We start from the raw sequence: 12,858 nt of genomic DNA, 5'->3' as shown, positions 1-12,858 counted from the left end.
CACCACCGCGCTTGTTCACCGTTTGTGTGGGGTGAGGTCGCGCTTGTTCACCGTTCAGGTTGGCGCGTCGGTGGCGCGAAGACGTTAATTGACGAGGCCACTTACCGTCACATCACTGCGCATGTGTGCGCGGATCAGCTGACACGCGTTGCAATGATCGCGCAGTGACGTCCCTCGATGCGCGTGGCAATGACGACGCCGTCCTTATCGCCTGAGAGCTTGAGTGAACGCCTCAGAGTCGCAGGGTCAATGTCGGCGCCTCGCTTCTTGACTTCAATGCGTCCGATGCCAAGGCTTCGAAGAGCAGCGGAAATTGTTTTCGGTTTCAACGTGACGACATCTTCGACCTTGAACCAGCGGATGAATTCGCTCGGCGTTGCCTCAGCCGCACTCACATACGCGATCGACTCAGAGATCAGGTGTGCATCCAACTGGTCGGCGAGCGTTGAAATGAGCCCGGCTCGAATCACTGCATCGTCGGGTTCACCCAAGTAATCCGCCAGCTTCCCGACGGGGGTTGGGATAAGTGGAGCGTTTGCTGGGGCCTCGTGAATTGCGCGCAAGGTGAACGTCCGCGATCCCTTGATGACGCACGCAACCCGACCCGAGCCATCGTGGGCGAGCGGGCCAGTCCAAATTGCCGCCTCGACTATGGATCCATCGACGCTTGTCCACTGCACGCACGCGTCTTCAGGCAGAGCCGAATAGGTGATTCCGGGCGCGACTTTGATGCCAACGCGGGGAATTGCCTCGCGCCAGCCCAGTACCGTTGAAAGTGAGGGAGACCAGGATTCAGGATTCATGAGACGCCTGGATCCGCGTTTTGCTCCGGTGCGTCGTGCAGGATCAGCGAAGATGGCGTCAACGCCACGGTCGGCAAGCTCATGAATGTCAAGATCCAGGACATTCCCAAGCAACACGTCGCTGTCCGGGAAATCGCGCAGGTTGGTTGCTGCGCATGCGACGGCATCGGGATTCAGGTCGACGCTGAGCGTTTTTAATCCCAGGCCGGCAATCGCCAGCGAGTCACTACCAATCCCACATCCGAGGTCTGCGACGTAGGTTGCTCCGCTGTCCCGAAACCGCCCAGCGTGGTGTGCGGCGACATTGAGGCGCGTTGCCTGCTCCAGCCCGTCGCGCGTGAAAATCATATGGTTGGCAAATTCGCCGAACTTCGTGTGAGCGTGAACGCGCAGATCCAATTGGGTGAGGAGCGCTGACACGAGCGCCGGCTCGATCCCTTCTTTCCGTAAGAGCGCGTTCAAGTGTGCCTGGTCTGCTTCTGTTGTGTGCGGGAGGGCCTGCAGGCGGGTAAGCAGGTCCCACCCCTCGCGCGTCAGAACAGGATCGAGGGAAGAATTCACCCTCCGATTCTGCCACGGACCGCGCTTGTTCGACGTTTACGCACATCGTTGGGCCTTTGCTTTCCCCGATTGAGTGCGCTTGTTCAGCGTTAGTGCGTCTGGATTTCAGATGTTGGGGACGAGGGCGCGCACATGAACTGGTTGCTTTTCTTGAACAAGCGCGGTGGTGGAGGTGGGTGGTTTGGTGAACAAGCGCGGTGGGAAATCTGCTGAAAGTGAACTGTTTGGCACTCAGGTTGCTCGAGTGCCAGAGGCGGAATATGCTCATGCATGAAGCGGTGAAAACCGCGAAGCGATCCTGCCCCTGACCCCCGCGACGGCAGGGAAGGGATGACGGAAACTTTCAAGAAGAAAGGGAGCGACAGTGTCGATCTCCATCAAGCCCCTCGAAGACCGTATTGTTATCCAGCAGGTCGAGGCAGTTCAGACCACCGCCTCTGGCCTGGTTATCCCGGATACCGCCAAGGAAAAGCCACAGGAAGGCGAAGTTATCGCAGTCGGCCCTGGCCGCGTTGATGACAATGGAAACCGCGTTCCCGTCGACGTGAAGGTCGGCGACGTTGTGATTTATTCGCGCTACGGTGGTACCGAGGTCAAGTACGAAGGCAAGGAATACCAGATCCTCTCCGCACGCGACGTCCTCGCAATCGTTGAGCGCTGAACCTAGAGTTCACCACTGACAAACAGTGTGGGCCTGGCACCTCAGGTGCCAGGCCCACACTGTATCGAGAACAGCAAAGAACTACGCGGCGTTTGTTTCTGTCTCCTTTGTCCGACGAGGCCACGCGAACCACGCGGCGGCAATCACCAAGACAACAACTGTGATCATTGCCCACGTAGGAATCGTCGAACCGAACCGCATCAGAGACTGTTCCCACGAAGCCAAGGTCGTTGCTGAAATCAATCCCCCAAGTGGATTCGCGATGCCAGCGACCAGAAGCGCCGCGCCCAGCGCAACCAAAACGATGCCTGAGACGACGTTCGTCCACGTTGTATCGCGACCGAATAGTCGAAGGGGGCGGGGACGCAACCAGGTGCTTGAGGACAAATTCGTAGACTGCCACGCCAATGCGAGCACTGCCAGAGGAACAACCATGCCAGTGGCGTACAGAGCCATCAGAGCAGCGCCTGTTGCCGGCGAAGCTCCGATACCTGCGGCCACCAAAACGGCCCCTAGGATTGGCCCAGCGCAACCGATACCGGCAAAGCCATAGGTGAGCCCCAAAAGGTAGATCGACAGAGGATGAGTGCGATCACGTTCTTTGCGTACTCCCGCCGACGCCTTGCGATGGGGCGTGGGGATTTCAAGAGCGATAATCTCAACGATGCCAAGAATGATGATGATGAAGGCGCAGATGCGTGTGATCAGATCCAGGTGATCGCGCAGAGCTGATCCCGCCGCGCCGACAAGTACGCCCAAAGGCAGAAGAGAAGTCAGCAAACCCAGCCAGAAGATTCCGGTGCGCAGTAGCAGTGCAGAACGCGACTGGAATGCGTATGCGAAGAATGCTGGCAGGATCATCACCGAACAGGGGGCGAAGACCGTCAATACGCCACCGAGCAGGGCAGCCAATGGGGTCAAAGTCATGAACGGGCGGCCTCCGCCTGAAGTTCAATCGTTGTGCGCACATACTCGTAATCGCGGTAGCCCGAAATGTAGGTGTCCCCAATGAACATGAAAGGTGTGCCGGTGATGCCGATGGAGTAGGCTTCCTTCTTCGCGTTGGCGACAGCCTGAACGGTTTCGGCCGCATTCATCGTGGCGCGGAAGGTGTCGATGTCTGAAACGCCAGCTTGTTCAGCGAATGCGACGAGAGATTCCTCGGTGTATTCCGGGTGTTCGTGTTCGTTGGTTGCCTGATACAGCAGGTCGTGGAATTCCCAGAACTTGCCCTGATCGGCTGCCGCACGTCCCGCTTGAGCTGCTAAGGGGGACGTGGGGGTGATCTGTGCCAGGTCGCGCCATTCGATGCGAAGAGTTCCGTCTTCGATCAGATCGGCAAGTTGGGGTTCGATTTTTTTAGCAAACAGCGTGCAGTAGGGGCAGGAGAAGTCAGAGAAGAGTGTGAGGACAACCGGAGCGTCCAGAGCGCCTTTGGCCTGATTGTCGTTGGCGTCGCGCTTGGGTGCGGATCGAATGATTGCAAGGAGCTCTGCGTTCTTCTCACTGGGTGCTGCGACGTTCGGGTCAACGTCGGCGGCCGCCGCGGCAGCGGACGAGGCTCCTGGCGTCGCTGATGCAGATTGGGCAGATTGAGTGTGCGTCGAGTCTGACGATTGCGCTGATGCTGCCGAATCTGCTTGCTTGTTTCCACTAGTTGTCCAAATGCTGACGGCAAGGACGAATGCTGCAATGATGATGAGTGCGATCGAAATGATGAGCGATCGGGATTTACGGCGTGGCTGGGATGAAACAACTGGTGATGTCACGACTTCGCTTCCGATTGGTTGTTGGGGAATAGTGAAAACTATCGATGATTCTTTAGTGTGGCATGAGAAGTGAAGAGGCGTCGCGCTATGTGCGCGACGCCTCTGTAAGACTGGGGTAGATTACGACGCTCGACGCTGACGATGCGATGAACGTATTTCTTCGCGTCGTTCTTCTTCTGTCATTCCGCCCCAGATGCCGTAGGGCTCTTGTGATGCCAGCGCGTATTCGCGGCACTGGTCGATCACGGGGCATGTTGCGCAGATTGCCTTTGCGTTTGCTGCGCGACGGCGACGCGTTGAACCGCGTTCGCCTTCAGGGTGGAAGAAGAGCTCGGTGTCGAGGTCACGGCATGCGCCGTCGTACTGCCAATCCCAAGCGTCGATCATTGGGCCGGGGAGACGTGAAACGTCAGACATGTGTACCTCTCATTCGGTGACTGCCAGTCGAAGTACTTCTTCGCGAGCAGCCTCCATCAGTTTAGATATTGTTCGTAAGTTGTTCAAGACCCGTTCATACATTCTTAGTTATTTCTCAGAAAAGGCAATAAACCTGAGAAAAATCTGAATATATCGCTACAAAACATGCGGAATGCCATGAAGAAGATTTGTCTCACTTACTTGACACATCTTCTTCGCTCCGGTGGCGAAAGCTCGCTCTTCGGTGAACAATCGTTGTAGGGGTGAACAACGTTGAATAAAAACGTTGGTAGCTGGCGAGCGGAAAGGAAACGACATGCCTCGCGCACATCTTGCGTCTTCAGCTGATTCAGGCGTCGATGCTCCGCTGACAGTGACTGCTGTTTCCGTTCGTCTCGGAATCTCCCCCTCGACTCTTCGCACCTGGGAACGACGCTATGGTCTTGGCCCAGATGAACGCCAAGCAGGAACTCATCGTCGCTATCGTGCCAGCGATGTTGCGCGTTTGACCGCGATGGTTGACCTTGTGCATCAGGGGGTTTCTCCCGCAGATGCTGCCGCTACCGTGTTGGCGACGGCCCCTGCGCGTTCACGTCAAGAAGACCTGCCCGTTCCTCATACGGTTTCTGAACTACTGAATTGTGTATCAGCCTGCCACGGGCATCAGCTGAAGAATGTCCTTCGTTCCGCGGTGGGCGACGAGGGGCTTGTTCATACTTGGAGTCGCTTAGTCAGCCCAGCGCTCGACACCTTGCGTGCCTCCACATGCGGGCAGAAACCTGGATGTGCGCCGTCTACGATTCTTCAAAACGCTTTCCTTGATGTGCTTGCTCAGTTTGCTAGCGAGTGCGTTTCTCCTCAGACAGCCCCGGGGGCTGTTGTTGTTCTTACGGACGTTGTCCACGAGCTGGGAGCGCACGTTCTTGGTGTTGCTCTTGGCTGGTACGGCATCGATGTGCGCGTCGTTTCGACTGCGACAGTTGATGATCAGGGAGCGTGTGCTCGCGTTGCGCTTCATACCGAAGAACGCCCGGTCGTGTTGGCTATTGTCATGGGTTCTGGAGCAACCTGCGAGAAATTTATTCATGGTCTTACTACTGATCTTGACCTTGATGTCATGCTGGTTGGCGCGGATGCTCCGAAGGTCGTTGATGAGCGCGTCCTGCGCGTGCGCACAATTGCTGCCGGCGTAGAAGAAACTCTTGCGGTACTTGCGCCCGGTGTTGATCTTTCCTCGGTTGTGTCTTAACAAGTCCCATAGAACCTCTCATCGAAACTTGAGGCAGTGATACCTTTATCGGTGTTACGCACATCTTTTGACCGGGAGTGACAATGAAGACCCCCTGGAATGATTCCGCTCTTATCGGCGCTTTTGATGCTGATTTCTCTGCGCTTGTTGAGTTCGCTTCAGCTTCAGCGTGCCCTGCTGGCTTCGGTTATCTGGATGCCGATGGTGCTATTACAGAGTCCAAGGGCGTTGAGCTGTGGATTACGTGTCGAATGACGTACGTGTTTGCACTTGCTGAGATGCGTGGTGTCCAGGGAGTGTCTGGTCTTGTCGAGCACGGGCTTGATGCGCTGTCCACCTCGTTGCATGACGATGAATACGGCGGGTGGTTCTCCGCTCTGGATGCGACGGGGGAACATGCTCGCCCGGTTGAGCCGATCCGCAAGGAAGCCTATGCGCACGCGTTCGTGATTCTCGCGACTGCCGCTTCCTATTTGGCTGGGCATGAACGAGGCCGGGCATTGCTTGATGAAGCGCTTGCCGATCAGGACGCGCACTGGTGGGAACCGTCGTATGGTCGCGTCGCGAACTCGTGGAACCGCGACTGGAGCGAGTGTGAAGAATATCGAGGTCTGAACGCGAATATGCACACGGTCGAGGCGTATCTTGCTGCCTTCGATGCGACGGGTGAACGACGTTGGTTGGATCGTGCGCGCGAAATGATGCGTTTTGTTGCCGATCTTGGTGCTCGCTTTGGTTGGCGCTTGCCTGAGCACTTCGATAAAAACTGGGTTGTTTGTCCCGAGATGTTCATTGAAAATCCCGCTGATCCTTTCCGTCCTTACGGTGCAACTCCGGGACACGGGTTTGAGTGGGCGCGTTTGATCCTGCATGGTCGAGCCTCACTCATTGCGTGCGGGGATACTCCGAGTGAATGGATGTATGACGTTGCGCATTGCCTTGTTGATCGAGCGGATGAGGATGGTTGGGACAGCGAAAAGGGTGGGATCGTTTACACGACGGACTTTGATGGAAAGACTGTTGTGGATACTCGCATGCACTGGGTTGCTTGCGAAGCTGTGAATGCAACGCTCGCTCTGGGTAAAGTCAGTGAAGAACTAGGTAATGATGACGACGTCATGGTCCAGTCGGAGCGTTTCGCTCGCTATGTGGCGTGGGCGGATCAGGTCATTCATGCTGGCCCGGGACGCTGGATCCATGAAGTCGACGCAGATGGACACGAGAGTGAAACTGTCTGGGCAGGCAAGGCTGATGCCTACCATGTCGGTCAGATGTTGCTGTTGCCTCGTATTGGCTTGTATCCGGGATTCGCGGCGGCATTAGCGCAGGTGAGGGCACACGACCACTCGGAATTGTGAGGTTCGTCCGAAGTTTTTATCCGGCTTGAGCCACAGCCTAGACTTGGCTCATGGGAGACTTTTTAGAGCATGATCCGTTCTCACTGACTGGCCTTACTTACGATGACGTTCTTCTGCTCCCAGAGCTGACTGACGTCGTTCCATCCACTGTTGACACTACGTCGCGGCTGACGAAGAAAATTACCCTGCGTGTTCCGTTGCTTTCTGCAGCAATGGATACTGTGACTGAAGCTCGTATGGCGATTGCCATGGCTCGTCAGGGTGGTATTGGCATCCTTCACCGCAATCTTTCGATTGAAGAACAAGCGCAGCATGTTCGTCAGGTGAAGCGCTCCGAATCTGGAATGGTTGAAGATCCTGTGACTGTTGGTCCCGATGCGACCATCGAACAGCTTGATGAGCTTTGCGGTCACTATCGTGTGTCTGGTCTTCCTGTTGTTGACGAAGAAAATGGTCTTGTTGGCATCATCACGAACCGTGACCTGCGTTTTGTCCCTGAATCCCAGTGGGCAACGCTGAAGGTTCGCGATTGCATGACCCCGCGCGAGGATCTTGTTGTGGGTCAGGTTGGTATTTCTCGTGAAGATGCGAAGGCTTTGCTGGCTGAGCATCGAGTGGAGAAGCTTCCGATTATTGACGAGAATAATAGGTTGACCGGCTTGATCACGGTCAAGGACTTCGTGAAGACCGAGCAGTACCCGAACGCGACGAAGGATGACCGTGGTCGTCTGGTTGTCGGCGCTGCTGTTGGTTATTGGGGTGATACGTGGGAACGTGCAACCGCGCTCGCTGAAGCAGGTGTTGACGTTCTTGTTGTTGATACGGCTAACGGTGGCGCCCAGCTTGCGCTGGATATGATTCGCCGTATTAAGGCGGATCCGTTGTTCGCTGGCGTTCAGATCATCGGTGGCAATGTCGCAACCACCGAAGGTGCTCAAGCGCTGATTGATGCCGGTGTCGATGCGGTGAAGGTTGGTGTTGGCCCGGGCTCGATTTGCACCACCCGAGTGGTTGCTGGCGTGGGCGTCCCGCAGATTACTGCAATTTACTTGGCTGCTAAAGCGTGTAAGCCCGCCGGTGTTCCGCTGATCGCTGACGGTGGTCTGCAGTACTCGGGTGATATCGGTAAGGCTCTTGTGGCCGGTGCTGATACGGTCATGCTCGGCTCGCTTCTGGCCGGCTGTGAAGAGTCCCCGGGTGAGGTTGTCTTCACGAACGGTAAGCAGTACAAGCGTTACCGTGGTATGGGATCGCTGGGCGCAATGAGTTCGCGTGGTCGCAAGTCCTACTCGAAGGACCGCTACTTCCAGGCCGATGTCACCAGTGATGACAAGATCGTTCCAGAAGGTATTGAAGGGCAGGTTCCGTTCACTGGTTCACTTGCCTCGGTGATTTACCAGCTTGTTGGTGGCCTGCATCAGACGATGTTCTATCTGGGTGCTTCGTCGATCGAGGAGATCAAGAAGAATGGTCGCTTTGTTCGAATCACATCTGCAGGTCTGCGCGAATCTCATCCGCACGATGTGCAGATGACCAGCGAGGCTCCGAACTACCATTCGTCAGGGTCTTCTCGCTGATAAACGTTTGACAGGTATTGACCCTCGTCGCAGGCGGTTTCACGCATGCGACGGGGGTCCTATTTTTGTGCCAAAATGGGCATTAATCTGAACCTGTCGGAACATGTTTTCACACTGTTGAAATGGGGATCGCGCACATGCTCATCCTGATCGATTATGCAAACGTCGAAGCAATTGAACAGACACTGTCCTACCTTCCGATTGACGGTGTTACGACTAACCCGACCATCTTGTACCGCGAGGGCAAAGAGCCTTTGGATGTTCTGCATAAGATCCAAGATTTGCTGCCCTATGGGTCGCAGTTGCATGTTCAGATCGTGTCGGAACGAGCCGACGATATGGTTGCCGAAGCGCGTGCTCTGCGTGAAGAAATTGGTGGCAACCTATTTGTGAAGCTTCCTGTCACTCGCGACGGCTTCGCGGCAATTCCTCGCATTGTCGCAGAGGGCATGCAGGTGACGGCAACAGGCATTCACTCTTCGATGCAGGGATTCATGGCAGCAAAGGCTGGTGCCCGCTATGTTGCTCCCTACGTGAACCGCATGGATAACTACGGCATTGATGGTGTTCGCGTTGCTAGCGAAATCCACCGCACGCTGAAGTCGTATGGGATGGAAGCTGATGTTTTAGCTGCGTCCTTCAAGAACTCTGAACAGGTTCTTGAACTGGTCCGCCAGGGCGTTGGTGCTATCACTGCTGCCCCCGAGGTTCTTGCGGCACTGATTAAGAATCCCGCAACCGATGCGGCGATCGCTGAACAGAACAAGCACTTCAGCCTTCTGGTCGGTGAGAAGCGCACATGGAAAGACCTGATCGATACCAAGTGACGTCACAGTGGTGGTCAGCGCTTAGCGCTGACCACCACGCGTCCAATCAGTCCCACCTATGGGACGAAGTCGCGCCCGCACATGGAAGTGACAGCGCGCTGAAGACTGGTGACCCGATAGCAACAAGGGCGTTCTATTGGGTCATCGACCTCTTTCATTAACCGACCCGTTTAATGATGGGGATGCTAACCCCTTCAGCTATTGAGAGCCCTTTGTGGCCACTGGGAATCAATCTGCTGGGGTTTACCCTGACGTGCAAAGTAGGTTTCAAGCCCCTGAGCCCATTCTTTAAAAGCGCTGGCCTGCAATGCCATCAACGCATGAGCACTGCTTAGCGTGAGCGGAGCGCCAAACGCCTGGGCAATCTTCGCCAACACGTCTAATGTCATCGAAACGTCAACTTCTGCCGTGTGAGCATTCGGATCCGGATCCACACCGTAGTGCGGTGCCATGGTGGTCAGGGTTCGCTTTCCCTTCCGGTACTTATCGAAGTGACGATCAAGGACGATCGGATCAAGAATGAGTCCAACAGGGCCACCAAGGCGTTCTTCCAAAGTCTGCAGACCATGGCGAGTGAGCTCGGCATTCATCAACGTAATATCGAACGCCGCATTGAAGACAACAACAGGGAATCCGCGTTGCCAGTGCGCAACCAAAGAATCAGCAACCTCATTTAAAACCTCGGAAATATTCCGTCCCTGGGTTTGAGCTTTTTCGTTGGAAATCCCGTGAATAGCGCTGGCGCTTTCAGGGATCTCTACCCCGGGATTAGCTAGCCATGTGACAACTTCGTCAGGGCCAGACGGGTTGATACCCCCGCGTCGCAAAACAAGCGCAGCAGTGACAAGGCGATCCGAAAGAGGATTTGTGCCGGTTGTCTCTGTGTCGAAACCAAGCCAAGGCTGATCAATCCAAGAAGTGTTTTCATTCATGGAACTAGTGTCGCCTAAACCATGGAGAAACAAAATGGCAATCATCAGGTCGGCGAAGCCGGCCTCGTCGATTACCTCATCGCACCCACGCTGCAATCATCAACAAAAGCGCATGTCAGCGCCCCAAAGTGGTTAGTATCAAGTCGTGAGCAACGAAGTTGAAATTGGTCGTGGAAAGCGTGCGCGACGCGCTTACAGTCTGGACGATATTGCCCTGGTTCCCTCAAGGCGCACTCGCGATCCCGAAGATGTGAACGTCGGCTGGCAAATCGACGCCTACCACGTCGATATTCCGATCATGGCTGCCCCCATGGACTCGGTCATGAGCCCCGAAACAGCAATCGCATTCGGAAAACTCGGCGGGTTGGGTGTTCTAGATCTGGACGGTCTATGGACGCGCTACGAAGATCCGGAGCCGCTTCTCGAAGAAATCTCCCATCTTGGAGAAGACGAGTCTATTGCGCGACTCCAACAGATCTATTCGGAACCAATTAAGCCGTCGCTTATCACTGCTCGCCTCGCTCAACTTCGGCAAGCCGGCGTAGTTGTTGCAGGTAAGTTGTCGCCTCAGCGTACCCAAAAGTACTGGCGAGCAGTCGTCGATGCGGGCGTGGACCTTTTCGTCATCCGAGGCTCAACAGTCTCTGCAGAACATGTTTCCAGCCGATCTGAGCCCCTCAACCTCAAGCGGTTCATCTATGAACTCGACGTCCCCGTCATTGTTGGTGGAGTCTGCACGAATACGGCAGCGTTGCATCTGATGCGCACGGGTGCCGCCGGTGTTCTTGTCGGATTTGGCGGGGGAGCGGCACACTCGACCCGTCAATCGCTCGGCGTGCACGCCCCGATGGCAACAGCAATCGCCGATGTGGCCGCTGCGCGTCGCGATTACATGGATGAATCCGGAGGACGCTACGTTCACGTCATTGCTGACGGTGGCATCGGGCGTTCTGGTGATTTATCGCGCGCCATCGCCTGTGGTGCGGATGCGGTCATGCTGGGTGCCGCTCTGGCTCGCGCGGAAGAAGCGCCCGGGCGCGGTTGGCATTGGGGTTCCGAGGCCACGCACCCAGACATGCCTCGCGGTCAGCGTGTTCACGTAGGCACATCCGGAAGCCTGCAGCAGATTCTCTACGGTCCTTCGACGCGTGCAGACGGTTCCCTGAACTTCGTTGGTGCCCTGAAGAGAACCATGGCATCGACCGGCTATTCGGAAGTCAAAGACTTGCAGAAGGTGGATGTGGTGGTCTCGCCCTATCAGCCAAGCGGTCACTGATTTATCTGTTTTGTCCGTTTGCGCTCACTTGTAGCGCCTGGTTCTGCCAAGCGTCAGATGCGCTACGCTCCGGGGCAGTTTCGCGTGTAAACGTGAGGCTGGCCCGGCCTCGTGAATCATTGGAAAGCCGGTTTTTGATAGGCTCAATGAATCACGCGCCAACATGTCCACCGCGGCTCTCCCCACGATGGTCAAGCGCTCACAATCCTAACCAGCTGAGGAATCAATGCGCACTCACCTTCAGCGTGCAACCGCGATCATGGTGGCGAGCGGCGGAATCATATTGGCGCTTGCCGGGTGCCAGCTGATCATCCTGTCGGGTTCGAACATCGATCAGCAGGCAGAAGCCCTCGCAGATGAGTTCGACCAGACCAAGTTCGTGCTGGTCGATGCGCAGGACTACCGCAACGCGACCGAGCCGGAGCCCACGCAATACGCAGTGAATCTACGCACCATCGTTTTTAACACCCTGTACCCCAGCTATATTGCCGGATATCTTGCAGCGGGAACGACAAGCACAGGAACCGTCGGCGTCAACGCTGATGAGACCTTCAACGAACGCTGGCAGAGAATGGGGATCCTCGCCGTCGAAATGGAATCCGCGGGTCTGTACGCCACCGCCGCGCACGCCGAAGTCGAAGCGCTCGGCATGTTCACCGTCTTGGCTTCGCTCGTCCCGGGCGAAGCCACAACCGTAAAGGAACGCGAGACAGCGTTCACCCAGATGATGGAACTCGCGCCACCCCTGGCGCAGATCTGAGGAAGGCACCACCATGAAGAAGACTGAAGTCGCCCAGATGATCGACCACACCCTCCTCAAGCCCGAGGCGACCGCCGCCGATGTCGCGGCCCTTGTCGCCCAGGGCGCCGAACTCGGCACCTACTCGGTGTGCGTCTCGCCCTCCATGCTGCCCCTCGAGACCCCCGAGGGCCTCATGGTCGCCTGCGTCGCGGGCTTCCCCTCGGGCGCTGTCAAGCCTGAGATCAAGGCCGCCGAGGCCACGCGCGCCGTTGAGGACGGCGCCGACGAAGTCGACATGGTCATCAACATCGCCCTCGTGAAAGAAGGCCGTGAGGCTGAGCTCGAAGCTGAGATCCGCGCCGTGCGCGACGCCGTCCCCGCTCCACGCGTCCTCAAGGTCATCATTGAGTCCGCTGCCCTGACCGATGAGGAGATCGTCATGGCCTGCCGCGCCTCCGAGAACGCGGGGGCCGACTTCGTGAAGACCTCCACCGGCTTCCACCCCGCCGGTGGCGCCTCGGTGCACGCCGTTAAGCTCATGCGCGAAACGGTCGGCGACCGCCTTGGCGTCAAGGCTTCGGGCGGGATCCGCGATGCCACGACCGCGCTCGCCATGATTGAGGCCGGAGCCTCGCGTCTCGGCGTATCTGCGACGGTCGCGATCCTCGAGGGGATCGAAGAGTGAG

The 12,858-nt window shown here is 56.6% G+C and carries 13 protein-coding genes; 8 read left to right on the top strand and 5 right to left on the bottom strand.

Annotated elements, in window-relative coordinates; all coding sequences use genetic code 11:
* Nucleotides 1-134 precede the first annotated feature (134 nt).
* Nucleotides 135-1,364, bottom strand: a complete 1,230-nt coding sequence (locus QP503_RS01860; RefSeq protein WP_285068097.1) for a THUMP-like domain-containing protein — start codon at nt 1,362-1,364, stop codon at nt 135-137.
* Nucleotides 1,365-1,728: 364 nt separating this feature from the next.
* On the opposite strand from QP503_RS01860, the gene groES reads away from it, so the two are divergent.
* On the top strand, nt 1,729-2,025 hold the full coding sequence (gene groES, locus QP503_RS01855) for a co-chaperone GroES (protein ID WP_006681451.1): 297 nt from the start codon (nt 1,729-1,731) through the stop codon (nt 2,023-2,025).
* A gap of 81 nt (nt 2,026-2,106) precedes the next feature.
* Here groES and QP503_RS01850 read toward each other — a convergent pair whose 3' ends face one another.
* From QP503_RS01850 to QP503_RS01840, 3 genes are all read right to left on the bottom strand, one after another.
* Nucleotides 2,107-2,952 carry a cytochrome c biogenesis CcdA family protein gene (locus QP503_RS01850; RefSeq protein WP_006681450.1) on the bottom strand — a complete coding sequence of 282 codons (846 nt, stop codon included), beginning with the start codon at nt 2,950-2,952 and terminating at the stop codon, nt 2,107-2,109.
* Nucleotides 2,949-3,794, bottom strand: a complete 846-nt coding sequence (locus tag QP503_RS01845; RefSeq protein ID WP_006681449.1) for a DsbA family protein — start codon at nt 3,792-3,794, stop codon at nt 2,949-2,951. Before QP503_RS01845 ends, QP503_RS01850 begins: the two co-directional genes overlap by 4 nt.
* A 120-nt stretch (nt 3,795-3,914) precedes the next feature.
* Complete coding sequence (locus QP503_RS01840; protein WP_006681448.1) at nt 3,915-4,211, bottom strand: WhiB family transcriptional regulator; 297 nt, start codon at nt 4,209-4,211, stop codon at nt 3,915-3,917.
* 316 nt (nt 4,212-4,527) lie between these two features.
* Between QP503_RS01840 and QP503_RS01835 the strand changes: the two genes are divergently transcribed.
* The 4 genes from QP503_RS01835 to QP503_RS01820 all read left to right on the top strand — a co-directional run bounded on the left by QP503_RS01835 (nt 4,528) and on the right by QP503_RS01820 (nt 9,222).
* On the top strand, nt 4,528-5,460 hold the full coding sequence (locus tag QP503_RS01835; protein WP_103631661.1) for a MerR family transcriptional regulator: 933 nt from the start codon (nt 4,528-4,530) through the stop codon (nt 5,458-5,460).
* 83 nt (nt 5,461-5,543) lie between these two features.
* Nucleotides 5,544-6,818: an AGE family epimerase/isomerase gene (locus tag QP503_RS01830; protein WP_103631659.1), complete on the top strand. Its 1,275-nt coding sequence runs from the start codon at nt 5,544-5,546 to the stop codon at nt 6,816-6,818.
* 50 nt (nt 6,819-6,868) lie between these two features.
* On the top strand, nt 6,869-8,395 hold the full coding sequence (gene guaB / locus QP503_RS01825; RefSeq protein ID WP_006681445.1) for an IMP dehydrogenase: 1,527 nt from the start codon (nt 6,869-6,871) through the stop codon (nt 8,393-8,395).
* Between the two features lie 137 nt (nt 8,396-8,532).
* The gene (locus tag QP503_RS01820; protein ID WP_040318656.1) at nt 8,533-9,222 is read left to right on the top strand and encodes a transaldolase family protein; all 690 of its coding nucleotides are present in this window, start codon (nt 8,533-8,535) and stop codon (nt 9,220-9,222) included.
* Nucleotides 9,223-9,416: 194 nt separating this feature from the next.
* On the opposite strand, the gene QP503_RS01815 is transcribed toward QP503_RS01820, so the two are convergent.
* A complete protein-coding gene (locus QP503_RS01815) occupies nt 9,417-10,154 on the bottom strand; it encodes an exonuclease domain-containing protein (RefSeq protein ID WP_257878426.1) in 738 nt (245 codons plus the stop codon).
* A 145-nt stretch (nt 10,155-10,299) separates the two neighbouring features.
* On the opposite strand from QP503_RS01815, the gene QP503_RS01810 reads away from it, so the two are divergent.
* From QP503_RS01810 to deoC, 3 genes are all read left to right on the top strand, one after another.
* Entirely contained in the window at nt 10,300-11,430 is a 1,131-nt protein-coding gene (locus QP503_RS01810) for a GuaB3 family IMP dehydrogenase-related protein (protein WP_103631657.1), read from the top strand.
* A gap of 226 nt (nt 11,431-11,656) precedes the next feature.
* Complete coding sequence (locus QP503_RS01805) at nt 11,657-12,190, top strand: BMP family ABC transporter substrate-binding protein (RefSeq protein WP_350338035.1); 534 nt, start codon at nt 11,657-11,659, stop codon at nt 12,188-12,190.
* A 13-nt stretch (nt 12,191-12,203) separates the two neighbouring features.
* A complete protein-coding gene (deoC, locus tag QP503_RS01800) occupies nt 12,204-12,857 on the top strand; it encodes a deoxyribose-phosphate aldolase (RefSeq protein WP_006681440.1) in 654 nt (217 codons plus the stop codon).
* The last annotated feature ends 1 nt before the right edge of the window (nt 12,858 follow it).

This window comes from Pauljensenia sp. UMB0895, assembly GCF_030218905.1.
Lineage (GTDB): Bacteria > Actinomycetota > Actinomycetes > Actinomycetales > Actinomycetaceae > Pauljensenia > Pauljensenia turicensis_A.
This window is presented reverse-complemented; position numbering and strand designations above follow the sequence as displayed.